Annotated in this window: 16 protein-coding genes; 3 read left to right on the top strand and 13 right to left on the bottom strand. The window is 68.5% G+C overall.

What is annotated here, in order from left to right:
- The coding region (locus AC1DY5_RS03860) for a zinc-dependent alcohol dehydrogenase (RefSeq protein WP_478108716.1) at positions 1-524 on the bottom strand (524 nt) is incomplete at its 3' end.
- A gap of 133 nt (positions 525-657) precedes the next feature.
- Between AC1DY5_RS03860 and AC1DY5_RS03855 the strand changes: the two genes are divergently transcribed.
- Positions 658-1,431 (top strand): SDR family oxidoreductase, encoded by a 774-nt coding sequence (locus tag AC1DY5_RS03855; RefSeq protein WP_478108714.1) that lies wholly within the window; start codon positions 658-660, stop codon positions 1,429-1,431.
- Between the two features lie 9 nt (positions 1,432-1,440).
- On the opposite strand, the gene AC1DY5_RS03850 is transcribed toward AC1DY5_RS03855, so the two are convergent.
- The 12 genes from AC1DY5_RS03850 to AC1DY5_RS03795 form a co-directional block, all read right to left on the bottom strand.
- A complete protein-coding gene (locus tag AC1DY5_RS03850) occupies positions 1,441-1,917 on the bottom strand; it encodes an RES family NAD+ phosphorylase (RefSeq protein ID WP_478108711.1) in 477 nt (158 codons plus the stop codon).
- On the bottom strand, positions 1,914-2,399 hold the full coding sequence (locus AC1DY5_RS03845) for an antitoxin Xre/MbcA/ParS toxin-binding domain-containing protein (RefSeq protein WP_478108709.1): 486 nt from the start codon (positions 2,397-2,399) through the stop codon (positions 1,914-1,916). Before AC1DY5_RS03845 ends, AC1DY5_RS03850 begins: the two co-directional genes overlap by 4 nt.
- Positions 2,400-2,462: 63 nt before the next feature.
- Positions 2,463-3,464: an NADPH:quinone oxidoreductase family protein gene (locus AC1DY5_RS03840; protein ID WP_478108707.1), complete on the bottom strand. Its 1,002-nt coding sequence runs from the start codon at positions 3,462-3,464 to the stop codon at positions 2,463-2,465.
- A 29-nt stretch (positions 3,465-3,493) separates the two neighbouring features.
- Entirely contained in the window at positions 3,494-4,264 is a 771-nt protein-coding gene (locus AC1DY5_RS03835) for a glucose 1-dehydrogenase (protein WP_478108705.1), read from the bottom strand.
- A gap of 15 nt (positions 4,265-4,279) precedes the next feature.
- The gene (locus AC1DY5_RS03830) at positions 4,280-5,329 is read right to left on the bottom strand and encodes a phosphotransferase family protein (protein ID WP_478108703.1); all 1,050 of its coding nucleotides are present in this window, start codon (positions 5,327-5,329) and stop codon (positions 4,280-4,282) included.
- The gene (locus AC1DY5_RS03825) at positions 5,326-6,552 is read right to left on the bottom strand and encodes an acyl-CoA dehydrogenase family protein (RefSeq protein WP_478108701.1); all 1,227 of its coding nucleotides are present in this window, start codon (positions 6,550-6,552) and stop codon (positions 5,326-5,328) included. The genes AC1DY5_RS03830 and AC1DY5_RS03825 overlap by 4 nt, the downstream gene beginning before the upstream one ends.
- Before the next feature lie 17 nt (positions 6,553-6,569).
- Positions 6,570-7,181 carry a methyltransferase domain-containing protein gene (locus AC1DY5_RS03820; protein ID WP_478108698.1) on the bottom strand — a complete coding sequence of 204 codons (612 nt, stop codon included), beginning with the start codon at positions 7,179-7,181 and terminating at the stop codon, positions 6,570-6,572.
- Between the two features lie 165 nt (positions 7,182-7,346).
- The gene (locus tag AC1DY5_RS03815; RefSeq protein WP_478108694.1) at positions 7,347-8,918 is read right to left on the bottom strand and encodes an acyl-CoA synthetase; all 1,572 of its coding nucleotides are present in this window, start codon (positions 8,916-8,918) and stop codon (positions 7,347-7,349) included.
- Positions 8,903-9,688, bottom strand: coding sequence for an enoyl-CoA hydratase/isomerase family protein (locus tag AC1DY5_RS03810; protein WP_478108692.1), 786 nt, complete (start codon positions 9,686-9,688; stop codon positions 8,903-8,905). The genes AC1DY5_RS03815 and AC1DY5_RS03810 overlap by 16 nt, the downstream gene beginning before the upstream one ends.
- Before the next feature lie 29 nt (positions 9,689-9,717).
- Positions 9,718-11,715: an acetyl/propionyl/methylcrotonyl-CoA carboxylase subunit alpha gene (locus AC1DY5_RS03805; protein ID WP_478108688.1), complete on the bottom strand. Its 1,998-nt coding sequence runs from the start codon at positions 11,713-11,715 to the stop codon at positions 9,718-9,720.
- Between the two features lie 42 nt (positions 11,716-11,757).
- Positions 11,758-12,912: an acyl-CoA dehydrogenase family protein gene (locus AC1DY5_RS03800; protein ID WP_478108686.1), complete on the bottom strand. Its 1,155-nt coding sequence runs from the start codon at positions 12,910-12,912 to the stop codon at positions 11,758-11,760.
- 10 nt (positions 12,913-12,922) lie between these two features.
- Positions 12,923-14,542, bottom strand: a complete 1,620-nt coding sequence (locus AC1DY5_RS03795; RefSeq protein ID WP_478108684.1) for an acyl-CoA carboxylase subunit beta — start codon at positions 14,540-14,542, stop codon at positions 12,923-12,925.
- A 234-nt stretch (positions 14,543-14,776) separates the two neighbouring features.
- Here AC1DY5_RS03795 and AC1DY5_RS03790 point away from each other — a divergent pair, with 234 nt between their 5' ends.
- Positions 14,777-15,049: a type II toxin-antitoxin system Phd/YefM family antitoxin gene (locus tag AC1DY5_RS03790; protein ID WP_478108681.1), complete on the top strand. Its 273-nt coding sequence runs from the start codon at positions 14,777-14,779 to the stop codon at positions 15,047-15,049.
- Positions 15,046-15,417 carry a type II toxin-antitoxin system RelE/ParE family toxin gene (locus AC1DY5_RS03785; RefSeq protein ID WP_478108679.1) on the top strand — a complete coding sequence of 124 codons (372 nt, stop codon included), beginning with the start codon at positions 15,046-15,048 and terminating at the stop codon, positions 15,415-15,417. The genes AC1DY5_RS03790 and AC1DY5_RS03785 overlap by 4 nt, the downstream gene beginning before the upstream one ends.
- Positions 15,418-15,576: the final 159 nt, after the last annotated feature.

Raw genomic sequence — 15,576 nt, 5'->3', positions numbered from 1 at the left:
GCGCCGATCACCAGCACCTTGCTGCCGAGCCCGACCCGGCCCGACTGCACCGCATGCAGCCCGACCGCCAGCGGCTCGATCAGGGCGCCCTCGCGGGCGCTCACCGCACCGGGCAGCCGGATTGCCTGGCCGGCCGGCACCTTGACGTATTCGGCCAACGCGCCGGGGCGGTTCGGGCTGAAGCCGGTCAGCCGGTTGTTCGGGCAGATCATGCCGAGGCCCTCGCGGCATTCCCGAAAACCCTCATCGGTGCAGCTCCGGCAGGCATTGTTGGGCAGCGCGGTGACGCGCTCGCCGACCTTCCAGCCGGCCGCGCCGCTCTCAACAACCTCGCCGGCGAACTCGTGGCCCAGCACCGTGCCCTCCTTGACCGTGAACAGGCCCGGATGCGTGGCGTGCAGGTCGGAGCCGCAGACGCCACAGTAGTGCACCCGCAGCACCAACTCGCCGGCGCCGGCCTGGGGCAGCGGCAGTTCCTCGATGGCCAGCAGGCGGTCGCTGCCGCGGAAGACGGCGGCCTTCATTGGGCGGGGGTTTCGAAGCGGGCGGGCATGGCCGCAGTCTGGTGGCGCGGGCGGCAACTTTCTTGCGTCTAGCCGCTGACCTGCAGCCTCTGGGCGCAAGACGAATCCGCCCTGCCTCGCCTAGGCTCGGGCCATGGAACTGAAGGACAAGGTGGTGATCGTCACCGGTGGCGCCAGCGGCATCGGGGCCGCGATGGCCCGGCGCTTCGTGCGCGAAGGCGCGCGGACCGTGCTGGTCGCGGACCGCCACGGTGCGCAGGCCGCGGAGCTGGCCGGAGGCATCGGCGCCCATGCGGCCGGAGTCGACGTCACGGTCGAGGCCGAGCTGCTGCGCCTGATCGACCAGACCGAGGCCCGGCATGGTCCGATCGACCTGTTCTGCTCCAACGCCGGCATCACGGCCCACGGCGGGCCGGAGCTGCCCGATGCCGACTGGCAGCGCGTGATGGCGGTCAACTTGATGGCCCATGTGCACGCCGCCCGCGCGCTGCTGCCGCGCATGCTGGCGCGCGGCAGTGGTTACCTGCTGCAGACCGCGTCGGCGGCCGGGCTGCTGTCGCAGTTCGATGCGCCCTATGCGGTCAGCAAGCACGCCGCAGTGGCCTTTGCCGAATGGCTGTCGATCACCTATGGCGGGCGCGGCATCGGCGTCAGCTGCCTGTGCCCGGGCGGGGTCGACACGCCGCTGCTCGGCGCCGAGGCGCCAGCCCGCCGCGCGCTGATGGCCGAAGGCATCGTGAGCGCCGACGCGGTCGCCGAGTCGGTGGTCGAGGGCCTGCGCGAGGAGCGCTTCCTGATCCTGCCGCAGCCCTTCATCCGCGAGCAGATGCAGCGCAAGGCGGCCGATACCGACCGCTGGCTGCGCGGCATGCGGCGCTGGCAGGACGGGCTGGACGGCGGCGCCTGACGGCCCTTCTCAGGACGCCCTGAAGAGACGGTTGTATTCGAACAGCCGAACGACGCGCGCCGTGATCTTGCGGCAGTCCGGATGCAGCGGATTGACCAGCGCGGCACGCTCCTCCGGCACGACGACCGAAGGCACGAGCAGGATCGGCGAGCGCAGCGACGCCAGCCAGGCCGAGCCGACCTTGACGCTCGCGCGCCCGGCCGGGACGGCCGACCAGGTGGGCGGCAACGCGGCGAAGTCGGTCTCTTCGCGCCGCGCCCAGACCGCGTCGGGCACATCGAGTTCGACGAGATACCGGTTCAACGGCAGTCCGGCGTCGTCGATGTGGGCGGCGGTCTCGAGCACCGCGAGAGAAATCGACGGTGCGGTGTAGAGCACGGGCTCGCCGACGTCGTTCCAGCGGCCCGGGTTCCTGGCAGCGCCGGCACCGCTGCGATCGTCGGCAGGGTATTGGCGCGTCTCGGCGGCGATGCGCCACAGTTTCACTGGTACGCGCCGCTCTCGATGGAACCCAGCAGGCGGGCGACGACCTCGACGCCGGTCGGCGTGTCGATCAGGTCCGCCGGCTTGCGGCCGCCGAGGGCGGGCTGCGGCCGCTCGATCCACAGGCCCAGCCAATGCGCGGGATCGAAGCCCTTGGCCTCCGGCGCCGTGCTGTTGTCGGCGATGCCCTGCGCGATGCCGAGCAGCTTGATCATGCCAACCGCCGCCTGGCCGCCGCGTCCGGTCACCCGCTCGCCGGCCGCGGCCTTTTTCTCGGCTGTGGCCTTGGGCACGCCCAGTATCGTGAAGATGCGGGAGGTCGCGACGTCCATGCGCTTGGACAGGTCCTTGATGAAGCTGCCCTGCACGCCCAGCCGCTCGATCTCGACGATTTCCATCGGCGTGGCGCTGGAGACGGCACGCACGTAGGCATCGACGCCATCGGCGCTGCGATAGACGAGGACGCTCGAAGCTGAAGCTGACATGGCCACCCCCTTTGTCTATATCAAGACCAATTGTAGTCTCTTCGTAGACAAATCGCACCCGGCTCAGTTCGGTGCCGACTTCCGCCCCAGCGCCGTGCTCAACATGATCTTCCCGGTGGCTCGCCGGTCGGCCACCAGCCGCAGCGCCTCGGCCGCGCGCTCTAGCGGATAACGGCCGGTGATCATCGGTCGGATGCGTCCCTCGGCCAGCCAGCCCAGCAGTTCCTGCATCAGTTCGTCGTAGCGCTGCGGCTCGGCCTGGGCGAAGCCGCCATAGAACACGCCAACGATCGCGCAGCCCTTGAGCAGCGCGAGGTTGAGCGGCGGCCGCGGGATCTCGCCGGTGGTGAAGCCGATCACCAGGTAGCGGCCCTTCCAGGCCATGCTGCGCAGCGCGGGCTCGGTGTAGGGGCCGCCGACCGGGTCATAGACCACGTCGACGCCGCGTCCGCCCGTGATCGATTTGAGCCGCTCGCGCAGGTCTGCGGTGGCGTAGTTGATCGTCTCGTCGGCGCCGGCCTGGCGGCACAGGGCGAGCTTTTCTTCGGAGGACGCGGCGGCGATCACGCGCGCCCCCATGAGCTTGCCCAGTTCGATCGCCGAGATGCCGGTACCGCCGGCCGCGCCGAGCACCAGCAGCGTCTCGCCGGGCTGGATCTCGGCGCGCTCCTTGAGCGCGTAATGCGAGGTGCCGTAGGTGATGACCAGCGCGGCGGCCGCTTCCATCGCGATGCCGACCGGCAGCCGCACCAGCTTGCGTGCGTCGGTCACCACCTCCTCGGCATAGCCGCCCCAGCCGCAGACCGCGATCACGCGGTCGCCCTCCGCGAAGCCCTCGACGCCCGGCCCCACGGCCTTGACCGTGCCCGCCACCTCGCCCCCAGGCGAGAAAGGCAGCGCCGGCTTGAACTGGTACTTGTTCTCGATGATCAGCGTGTCAGGAAAATTGACCGCGCTGGCATGCACCGAGACCAGTACCTCGCCGTTGCCGAGCACCGGCGACGCGACTTCTTCGATCACCAGCGATTCGGGCGGACCGTGGCGCTTGGCAAGCACTGCTTTCATGGAAGGGATTCCTTGGAGAAAAGGGGGTTTCAGATCATCGAGATCGACATGCCGCCGTCGACCGCGAGGCTGGCGCCCGTGACGAAGGCGCCGGCCGGCGAACTCAGGTACAGCACCGCGTAGCCAATCTCCTCGGGCAGGCCGAGCCGCTGCACCGGCGTCTTCTTCAGGATGCGCTCGCGCGCCTCGCCGTCGAAGGCCTGCGCCAGCCGGGTGTCGATGACGCCCGGCAGCACGGTGTTGGCGCGGATGCCGAACTCGCCGTATTCGAGAGCGAAGGCCCGGCTCATGCCGAGCAGCGCGGTCTTGAGCGTGCCGTAGAGGCCGAGCATCTTCTCCGGGTGCCAGGCCGACAGCGACGAGATGTTGACGATGCTGCCGCTGCCGCGCGGCTTCATGAGCCGGGTCGCTTCCACTGAGAGGTACCAGTAGCCGCGCAGGTTGACCTCCACGGTCTTCATGAACAGCGCAGGGTCGGTGTCTTCGATGCTGCGCCACGGGCTCAGCACCGCGTTGTTGACCAGGATATCGAGCCCACCGTGTGCGGTCGCGAGATGCGCCGACATGGCCGCGATGTCCTCCATGCGGCCGATGTGGCAGGCCCGCGCCTCGGCGCTCAGGCCCTCGTCGCGCAGGGCCTGGGCCACCTGCTCGCATTCGTCGGGCTTGCGGCTGCTGACCAGCACGTGGGCGCCGGCCTGGGCCAGCACGCGGGCCGTAGCGGCACCGATGCCGTGTGTCGAGCCGGTGACCAGCGCGACCTTGCTGTGCAGGCCGAAGGGGTTGGTGGGAACGGGCATGGCGGTCCTTGTGGATCAGTCGGGGCGGTCGAGGATGCCGAGCCCCACGCGGGCGAACACCGCCATCGTGTTGCCGAAATGCAGCGCGCTTTCGGCCACCGCCGTGCCCAGCGCGGCGCGGCGGCGCAGGCCGGCCGACATGGCGGCCTGGCGGAACATCGCGAAGGCCTTGTAGAAACGCAGGTCGGTAGCGGCACCAGCACCCGTGGCGCGAAAGTAGCGCTCGCGCAATTCGGTCTCTTCCGCTAGACCATGAGCGGCGCGGTCAACGCCGGCCAGGCCCGGCAGCAGGTAGTCGGCGGGCAATTCCTGCACGGCAAGGAACTGGCCCAGGTCGGCCAGTGGATGGCCGAGGGTCGACAGCTCCCAGTCGAGCACCGCGACGACGCGCGGATGGCCTTCGTCGCCGGCCGCGAACATCAGGTTGTCGAGCCGCGAGTCGCCGTGCAGCAGCACCACCGGATGGGCGCCGTGCGGCATCGCGCGTTCGAGCGCGGCGATCAAGCGCTCCATGTCGGGGTCGCCCTCGGGCATCGCGGTGCGGTACTGCTGGCGCCAGCGATGGAACTGGCGCTCGAAGTAGTTGCCGGCCCGGCCGAAGTCGGCGAGGCCCAGCGCGTCGATGTCGCTGCGGTGGATCGCCGCCAGCGCATCGATGGCCGCGGCGTAGACCGCGCGCCGGCGTCCGATCGGCAACTCGGGCAAGGCCACGTGCCGATGCACCACGCCCTCGATGAAATCCATCAGGTAGAACTGCACGCCGACGACATCGAGGTCGTTGCACAGCACATGGATCTTCGGCACCGGCACCGCCGTGCCATGCAGCGCGCTGAGCAACCGGAACTCGCGGTCCAGCGCATGGGCCGACCTCAGCAGCTCACCGGCCGGCTGGGTGCGCAGGATGTAGCGGCCGCTGTCCGCGTGCAGTTGCCAAATCGGATTCGAGTTGCCGCCGACCAGGCGCTCCGCTTTCCGCAGGCCGTGGAATGCGGGCACCTCGGCCTGCAGCCAGGCGCCCAGCCGCCCGAGGTCGAGCGGCGGCGCGCTGACGACCGATCCGTTCATCGCTGCACGCTGGCCGCCGCGCCGTGGCGCTGCAGCATCTGCTTGCCCACCGCCGACAAGTGAACCTGGTCGGGCCCGTCGCCGATACGGATGAAGCGCGCATAGACATAGGCCCGCGGCAGGAAGGTGTCCTGCGACACGCCGGCGCCGCCGAAGACCTGGATCGCGCGGTCGATCACGCGCGCCGCCATACTCGGCACCACGATCTTGGCCGCCGCGATCAGGTCGCGCGCGGCCTTGTTGCCCTCGCGGTCCATCTTGTCGGCCGCCTTCAGCGTCAGCAGCCGGGCCTGCTCGATCTCGCAGTACGAATGCGCGATGTCCTCGCGCACCGAACCCTGCTCGCCCAGCGTCCGGCCGAAGGCCACGCGGGTGCTGGCGCGCTGGCACATCAGCTCGAGCGCGCGCTGGGCGCAGCCGATCAGCCGCATGCAGTGGTGGATGCGGCCGGCCCCGAGCCGGCCCTGCGCGATCTCGAAACCGCGGCCCTCGCCCAGCAGGATGTTGGAGGCCGGCACACGCACGTTGTCGTAGACGATCTCGGGATGGCCGACCGGCGCGTCGTCGTAGCCGAAGGTCGTCAGGTCACGCACGATGCGCACGCCAGGCGTGGCCTTGGGCACCAGGATCATCGACTGCTGCTTGTGCCGCTCGGGGTGGTCGGGCGCAGACTTGCCCATCACGATCAGCAGCGTGCAGTCTTCGTTGAGGGCGCCCGAGGTGAACCACTTGTGGCCGTTGATCACGTAGTCGTCGCCGTCGCGCCGGATCTCACACTGGATGTTGGTCGCATCGCTCGACGCGACGGCCGGCTCGGTCATCGAGAAGGCCGAGCGGATCGTGCCGGCCATCAGCGGCGCCAGCCATTGCGCGCGCTGTTCCTCGGTGCCGTAGTTGGCCAGCACCTCCATGTTGCCGGTGTCGGGCGCCGAGCAGTTGAAGATCTCGGGCGCCCACAGCACCCGGCCCATGATCTCCTTGACCGGCGCGTACTCGAGGTTACTCAAGCCGCTGCCGTGCGTGCCCGAGAGGAAGAGATTCCACAGGCCGGCCTCGCGCGCCTTGGCCTTGAGCGCCTGCAGCACCTGCGGCGTGCGATACGGGTGGCCGCTCTCGCGGACCTCGTCGTAGTAGGCGTTCTCGACCGGGTAGACATGCGCCTGCATGAATTCCTCGACGCTCTGCTGCAAGGCCAGTGAACGCTCGGAATGACTGAAGTCCATCAAATGTCCTTTTCGCCTCAGAGGCGTGTCAACAGCAACGCGAGTTCGTGCGCGCCCAGCGGATGGCTGACGCGCTCGTAGGGTGGCTTGGGCCACGACCAGCGCGTCGATGGAAACAAGGCGCGCATGGCGTGGATGTCGCAGTGGTACGGCGGCCCGGTGACGAAACCGTCGGGCGCGCCGGCCGCCGGCGCCTGCATGAAGAGTGCCAGCAGCCGGCCGCCCGGCTTCAGCCAGGCGTGCAGCTGCGCGGCGTAGGCGGTCCAATGGTCCGGATGCAGCGCGCACAGGCAGGTCTGCTCGTAGACCGTGTCGACCGGATGTGCCGGCGACCACTGCAGCACGTCGACCTGAAGAACCTGGGCCTGCATGCCGCGCTCGGCCAGCCGTTGCCTGGTGCGATCGACCGCCGCGTCGGCGTAGTCCAGCCCGGTGACCTCGACGCCCGCTGCCGCCAGTTCGGCGACCTCCCAGCCGCTGCCGCAGCCGGGCACCAGCACCGTGCTTCCGGCCGTGAAGGCACCGGCGTCGCGCCAACGCAGGAGTTGCGGGCTCGGGGCGCCGCGGTCCCACGGCGTGGTGCCGGTCTCGAAGCGGGTTTGCCAGAAGGCGGCGTCGGGGCCGGCCATGTCAGTGGCTCCACCGCGCTGTACGCGACCCACTGCTCATGACACGCAGCTTGAGTTCGGCCTTTGGGGCGCGTGCCGAGGCCACCGGGTGGCTCCCTCCGCGAATGTCCCCCGGCTTCGCCTCCTCCTTTGTTTCGCTGCGGGGGCGACCCGATGTGCTCGGTTTCATCCTGCTTCTCCCGATGAAGACACGCGCAACTTAGCCTTGAGCACCTTGCCAGTTGGATTGCGCGGCAGCGCATCGACCAGCCGCAGTTCGCGCGGCAGCTTGTAGCGCGCGAGCCGCGTCTCGGCGAAGRCCTGCAAGCCTTCGAGCGTGATCGCCCTGCCCGGCTTGGCCGCCACCACCGCCACCACGCGCTCGCCCCAGCGCTCGTCGGGCGCGCCAATCACCGCCACCTCGGCGATGTCGGGGTGGTCGTAGAGCACGCTCTCGACCTCGGCAGGGTAGATGTTCTCGCCGCCGCTGATGACCATGTCCTTGAGCCGGTCGCAGATGAAGAGAAAGCCCTCGGCGTCGCGATAGCCGACGTCGCCGCTGCGGAACCAGCCGTCGCGCGTGAACACCGCGGCCGTGGCCTCGGGCTGCTTCCAGTAGCCGGCCATGACGTTGGCGCCGCGCACGCAGACCTCGCCCGCGACACCGGGCTCGATGATCGGCTCGCCCACCGCGTCGATCAGCCTGATCTCGGTCAGCAGAGGCGGCGTGCCGCTGGAACCGAGCTTGTCGGCCGCCCGGTCGGGGCTCAGGAAGGTGATCATCGAGGCCGTCTCGGTCATGCCGTAACCCTGGTGCACCGGCACGCCGCGCGCCGCATAGAGGCGCAGCAAGGGCTCGGGCATCGGCGCGCCGCCGACCGCGATCAGGCGCAGCGAGCTCAGGTCGGCCTCGGCAAAGTCCGGATGCTGGCTGATGAACAGCAGCATCGCCGGCACCGCAAAGCTGACCGTGACGCGGTGCTCGCGCACCGCCTGCAGCACCGCCGCAACATCGAAGGCGCGCTGCAGCACCAGGTGCCCGCCCGCCAGCAGCGTCGCCAGGCTGCCGCACAACAGGCCGCCGACATGGAACATCGGCGCGAAGTTGAGAGTGACGTCGGTCGACACCATGTCCCACAACAGCATCTCGTTGAGGTTGTTGGCCCAGAAGTTGCCGTGCGTCAGCATCGCGCCCTTCGGATGGCCGGTGGTGCCCGAGGTGTACATGATCACCGCGACCGCATCGCTGGTCGCAGGCACGGCGGCGGGCGGCAACTGGGCCAGCGCCATCAGCGCATCGGCCGGCTCCCAGCCCGGCGCGCCGGCGGCGCGATGGATGAATCGCTTGCAGGCCAGCGTGCCACGCACGCCGTCGATCACCGGCACATGCGCCTCGCAGACCACCAGCGTGTGGATGCCTGCATCACCGATGATCCAGGCCAGCTCGGGTCCRCTGAGGCGGAAGTTGAGCGGAACGAACACGCCGCCGAGCCGCGAGGTGGCGAACATCACGACCACGAACATCGGGTCGTTGAGGCCCAGGTAGCCGACCCGGTCGCCGGGCGCGACGCCGCCCGCGGCCAGCACCGCCGACATGGCTTCGATGCGCTGCTGCAGTTCGCCGTAGGTCCAGCGCACGTCGTCGCAGCTCAGCGCCGGCTGCTTCGGCACCCTGCCCGCGCGACGGGCGAACCACTCGTGCAGGCCGACCGCATGGGCGCTGCGGTCGGTCGGCGCGCCGGTCAGCGCCCGGTCCATGTCGGCCTCCGCTTCTCGTTGAACGAGGCCAAGCCCTCCTTGGCATCCTCGGTCATCGCGAGCAGGGCGATCTGGCTCTCGGTGTAGGCGATGCCTTCGTCGAAGGACATGGCCTCGAGCGCGCGCATCGCGTACTTCCCGCGGCGGATCGCGGTGGGCGATTTGCTGGCGAGCCGGTCGACCAGCCACTGGGTCTTGGCGTCGAGTTCGGCGGCCGGCACCACGTAGTTGAGCAGCCCGCCCTCCTTCGCCTCGGCGGCATCGAAGGGTTCACCCGTCAGGCACCATTCGCGCACCGTGCGGCGCGGCGCGATGCGCTGAAGCAGGCTCAGCACCTGCATCGGGAACAGGCCGATCTTGACCTCGGGCAGGCCGAACTGCACGTGGTCGGCGGCGATCGCCATGTCGGTCATGCACAAGAGACCAAGCCCGCCGGCCATGCACACGCCGTTGATACGCGCGATGCTCGGCAACGTCGAATCCTGCGCCTCGCGCAGCATGTCGGCGTAGTCGATGTTGGGCCGCGAGAGGTCGAAGGCAAAACTCGCGCCCGGCTGCAGGTCGCCGCCGGCGCAAAAGGCCTTGTCGCCGGCCGCGGTGAGGACGATCACGCGCACCTCGGGGTCGGCATGGGCATGGCGGTATCCCTCGCGGATGCCTTCGATGACGTCCTTGTTGATCGCGTTGCGCTTGTCGGGGCGGTTGATGGTGATCCAGAAGGCTCGGTCGCGCTTTTCCAGCAATACCGCGCTCAGGTTGTCGTCGCTCATCGTGTTTCCTTGTCTTGTCGAGGCGGATGTCAGGCGGGCGCCACATCGACCACTTCGATCTCCGCCACGACCCGGCTCGCCGTCACCTGCTCCCCATTGGAAACATGAACGGCGGTCAACCGACCCGCCACCGGCGCCGTATGCACATGCTCCATCTTCATCGCCTCCAGCGTGACGATCGGCTGCCCCGCCTGCACCATGTCGCCGACCGCTGCAAGCACAGCCACGACGCGTCCGTTCATCGACGCACGCAGCTTGCCGTCGCCGCCCGATTCGCCCTGCCGCGCCGAGGCAGCGCGGGTCTTGTCCTCGATGCGCAGCGCGAGCCCGCGGTACTGCAGCAGCAGCGACACACCGTCGCGGAACCACGTGGCGTGCTCCTGCAGGCTGTCGCACACGAAGCGCACCGTGTCGTCGCCCAACGCCACGAGATCGATCGCGAAGCTCCGCTCGTCGAGCGTGACTTCGAAGTGATGCTGGCCCGGCAAGGTCAAGCTGGCGTTCTGCGCCCGGCCCGCGATCTCGAAGCGCAGCGAGATCGGCAGCCGGTGCGAGAGCCGACGGCCCGCGGCACGCTGCCGCCGCTCGCCGGTCGTCTCGTAGAGCAGCACGGCAGCCAGCGCCGCGGCACGCGCGCGTGCTTCTTCATCGGGCGCCAGCAACGCATCCTGGTGCTGTCCAATGAAGGCCGTGGTGGCGCCGCCCGCGGCGAACACCGGATGTGCAAGGCAACTGTGCAGAAAGGCCTGATTGGTGGTCACGCCCAGCGCCACCGCATCCTCCAGACCGGCCGCGAGCTTGCGCCGCGCCTCGTCGCGCGTGCGGCCATGGCTGATGATCTTGGCGATCATCGAGTCGTAATACGGCGGGATCTCGGCGCCCGAGCGCAGCGCATCCTCGACGCGCAGTTGCGAAGGCATCTTCCACAGCGCCACCGTCCCGCTCTGCGGCATGAAGCCCTGGTCCGCATCCTCGGCGCACAGCCGCACCTCGATCGCATGGCCCTCGAAGCGAACCTGCTCCTGCGTAAGCGGCAAGGCCTCGCCGGCAGCCACGCGAAGTTGCAACTCGACCAGGTCGAGGCCGGTCACGGCCTCGGTCACCGGGTGCTCGACCTGCAGCCGCGTGTTCATCTCCATGAAATAGAAGTTGCCCTCGCGGTCGAGCAGAAATTCGAGGGTGCCCGCACCCTCGTAGCGAATCGACTTGACCGCCGCGACCGCGGTCGCACCCATGCGCTCGCGCAACGCGGTATCGACCGCGGGCGACGGCGCCTCCTCGATCAGCTTCTGGTGCCGCCGCTGCACCGAGCAGTCTCGCTCGCCGAGATGAATTGCGTTGCCGTAGCGATCCGCGAAGATCTGGATCTCGATGTGGCGCGGCTCAACGATGGCACGTTCGAGGATCACCCCCGGGTCGCCGAAGGCGCTTTGCGCTTCCGACCGCGCGCTGCGCAGCAGCTCGGGAAATTCCTTCGCGGACGGCACCAGCCGCATGCCGCGACCACCGCCGCCCGCGGTCGCCTTGATCATCACCGGGAAGCCGATGCGCGCGGCCTCGTCGGCCAATCGCGTCTCCGATTGATCCTCTCCCTGGTAACCAGGGATGCAGGGCACGCCGGCCGCCTGCATCAGCGTCTTGGCGCCGGCCTTGTTGCCCATCGACACGATGGCCTCGGCCGAGGGCCCAATGAAGACCAGGCCCGCGTCCTTGCAGGCCTGCGCGAAATCCTCGTTCTCGGCCAGAAAGCCGTAGCCCGGATGCACCGCATCGGCGCCGCTCCGCTTCGCGGCTTCGACGATCGCCGGAATACGCAGATAGGACTGGGCCGGCAGCGGCTCGCCGATGCAGACCGCCTGGTCGGCCTCCTGCACGTGGCGCGCGCCGGCATCGGCGGTGGAGTACACGGCCACGGTGCGGTAGCCCATGGCGCGGGCGCTGCGGATCACGCGCAGCGCGATCTCGCCGCGGTTCGCGACCAGGACCTTGTGGAAGGGAGTGGCTTGGGGGACAGTCTTGGCAGTCATGAGAGATAAATCCGGATAGGGTTTGCCGTCGGTGCCTGCGCTTCAGGCCGGCTGGGGAAAGATGCCCATGAACTTGCTGAGGATCTGCAGCATCACCTCGTCGGCGCCGCCGCCGATCGAGGTCAGGCGGCCGTCGCGGAAGATGCGCGAGATCGGGCTCTCGTCCATGAAGCCCATGCCGCCCCAGAACTGCAGGCAGCTGTCGGCCACCTCGCGGATCACACGGCCGGCCTTGAGCTTGGCCATGGTGGCGGTGCGGGTCGCGTCCTGGCCGGCCGTGACCTCGGCCACGCCCTGCCAGCAGATCGCGCGCAGGCACGCCACCTCGGTCTGCAGTTCGGCCAGCCGGTAGTGGACCCACTGGTTGTCGAGCACCGAGCGGCCGAAGGCCCGGCGGTCGCGGGTGTAACCGATGGTGGTGTCGATCGCGCGCTGCGCCATTCCGGCGTTGTTGAGCGCGCCCCACAGCCGCTCGACCTGGAACTGCTCCATCTGGTAGATGAAGCCCATGCCCTCCTCGCCGATGCGATAGCGCTGCGGCACCCGCACGTCGTCGAAGTGCAGTTGCGCCGTGTCGGACGCATGCATGCCCATCTTGCGCAGCTTGCGCGCCACCGTCACGCCCTTCGTCTTCATCGGCACGATGATCAGCGACTTGTTGCGGTGCGCGGCGCCGTCCGAGGTGTTGGCCAGCACGCAGCAGAAGTCGGCCTGCGTGCCGTTGGTGGTCCACATCTTGCCGCCGTTGATCACGTAGTCGCCGCTGTCCTTGCGCGCGGTGGTCTTGATCGAGGCCACGTCGGAGCCGCTGCCGACCTCCGAGACGCCAAGGCAGGCCACGTATTCGCCCGTGATCGCCGGCGCCAGGAACTCGTCGCGAAGTTCCTTGCTGCCGCGGTGCGCCAGGGCCGGTGTCGCCATGTCGGTCTGCACGCCGATGGCCATCGGGATGCCGCCGCAGTTCATGCGCGCCAGGCCTTCGGCCAGCACGGCGCCGTAGGAGTAGTCGAGCCCCGAGCCGCCGTTCTCGACCGGCTTGGTTAGGCCCAGCATGCCGAGCGCGCCGAGGCGGCCGAAGACCTGGTGCGCCGGGAAGATCTCGTCGCGCTCCCACACGTCGACATGCGGATTGACCTCGGTGTCGATGAAGCGGTTCAGCGTGTCGCGCAGCGCCGTGTGTTCGGGTGTGAGCTGCATGCCGCTCGCCTCAGGGACGGGCCACCGAGAACTGCATCTTCTGCGGCTCGCGCAACTCGGCGTCGCGGCAGATCGACAGCACCTTCGAGAGCACGGCGCGGGTGTCGCGCGGGTCGATCACGCCGTCGTCGAGCAGGCGCGCGCTGGTCGTGAAGACGCTCATCTGGCTGTCGAAGCGGTCGATGATGCGGCGCTCCAGGTCGTCGAGCTTGGCCTGGTCGACCTCGCCCTTTCGCTTCATTGCTGCCTCGGTCACGATGACCATGGTCTTGGCGGCCTGCTCGCCGCCCATCACCGCGGTCTTGGCGTTCGGCCACGAGAAGCAGAAGCGCGGATGGAAGCCGCGGCCGCACATGCCGTAGTTGCCGGCGCCGAAGGAGGCGCCGCAGTAGATCGTGATCTGCGGCACCGTGGCGTTGGTCACGGCCTGGATCATCTTCGAGCCGTGCTTGATGATGCCGGCCTCCTCGTAGTCGCGCCCGACCATGAAGCCGGTCGTGTTGTTGAGGTAGAGGATCGGCGTCTTCGACTGGCAGCAGGCCTGGATGAAGTGGGTCGCCTTGGTGGCGCCGGCCGGGTCGATCGGACCGTTGTTGGTCACGATGCCGAGCGGCAGGCCCTCGATCTTGATGTGGCCGACCACCGTGGCGCCGCCGTAGTTCTCGCCGAACTCGAGGAACTCGGAGTCGTCGGCGATGCGCGCGATGACCTGCTTCATGTCGACCGGGCGCTTGTGGTCCATCGGCATGATGCCGAGCAGTTCCTCGGCGTCGTAGCGCGGCGGCTTGAAGCGGCGCGGCGGCTCTGCCGGCACATCGCGGTTCCAGTCGATGCTGGCCATGATCTCGCGCGCGATGCGGATCGCGTCGCGGTCGTCCTCGGCCAGGTAGTCGCCCAGGCCCGAGATCGAGGTGTGCATCACCGCGCCGCCGAGTTCCTCTTCCGTCGCGATCTCGCCGGTCGCGGCCTTCAGCAGCGGCGGGCCGGCCAGGAAGGCCCGCGAGCGGCCCCGCACCATCACGATGTAGTCCGAGAGGCCGGTCTGGTAGGCGCCGCCCGCGGTCGACGAGCCGTGCGTCACCGTGAGCACCGGCAAGCCGGCGGCCGAGATGCGCGCGATGTTGCGGAACAGATTGCCGCCGGTCACGAACTCCTCGACCTTGTAGGTCATGAGGTTGGCGCCCGCACTCTCGACCAGCTGGATGTAGGGCAGCTTGTTCTCGAGTGCGAGTTCCTGCATGCGCAGCTGCTTGGGGATGCCCATCGGCTGCAGCGCGCCGGCATCGATGCCCGAGTCGGAGGCGTTGACCATCACCCGCACGCCCGAGACCCAGCCAATGCCGCCGATCACGCCGCCGCCTGGCACGCTCTTCTCGAGATCCGGATTGTCGAGCCCGAGGCCGGCCAGCGACGATATTTCCAAGAAGGGCGTGCCCGGGTCGAGCAGCAGCGACAGGCGCTCGCGCGGCAGCAGCTGGCCGCGCTTCTCGAAGCGCTCGCGCGACTTGGCCGAGGTGGCGACGCTGCGCCGCTCGTAGCCGTGCACGCGCTCGATCAGCGCGAGCATGCCGTCGCGGTTGGCCCGGAAGGCCTCGCTGCCGGGAGAGATGGTCGATTCGATGGTTGCCATGTGCGCTTTGCCCGCTGCGCTGGAGCGGGGGTCTGGTGTGTGTCCGGCAAGCTTAGGCATCGGACTGGACACGGTCTTGCGCAAACTCGCTGGACTGAGGCGTGGAGTGCAGACTCCTGGGCGTCTCGAATCGAATCATGGAGCAGCAAGCTTTCGCTACCCGCGGCCAGCGACCGAACTCGCCCGGGCAGGACTGCATTCAGTCCATAATCAGTCGCCCGCCAGGACGAGCCCATGAAATTCTCAACACAGGTCAAGCCCATCAGCTACCTCAAGAGCCACGCCGCAGAGATCGTCAGAGACATCTCAGAGAGCCGTGAGCCGATGCTCATCACGCAGAACGGCGAGGCCAAGCTGGTGGTGATGGATGTCCGGTCTTATGAGGAGCATCAAGAGACTCTTGCTCTCCTGAAGCTCCTGGCGCTCGGCAACCGCGAGATCGAAGAAGGCAAGTTCAGGCCGGCAGCCGAAGTTTTCGCGGAGATGGACAAGGACGACCTCCAGTGAGGGTCGTCTTCCTCCAGTCGGCAGAAGCCGACTTGAAGGACTTGAGGGCCTACATCGTCAAGAACTTTGGCAAGGACGCTTGGCTCACGAGCTACGGCAAGATCAAGGATTCCGTGGCGACGATACAAGACCATCCCCAGGCAGGCCGGATTCCCCCGGAGTTGGAGAGTCTCCACATCGCGCAGTACCGGCAAGTGCTCTCAGGCATGAACAGGATGATTTACGAGCTGAGGGATGACACGGCGTACATCCATATCGTCAGTGACGCGAGACGAGACCTGCAAGGGCTTCTCATGAAGAGAATCGTCAACCCTGTCGGCGTCGACCCGAAACCGAGTGAGCCAGTTCTGCGGGTAGCGCCGAAGTAAAGATGAGCCAGGTGTTCTAGCTTGCCCTGCTGTCTATTCAGCAGCCCATGCTCGACAGCAACCGAGCCGGCACTCCGCCGTAGGGATCTTCAGCGCCTGGACGCAAGCGTTTGGCGGCCCCGCCCGCTAGCCTTGGCCCGCACGCTCCGCCGGCCCAGC

It is taken from the genome of Variovorax sp. P4_D9 (assembly GCF_056401695.1).
This window is presented reverse-complemented; position numbering and strand designations above follow the sequence as displayed.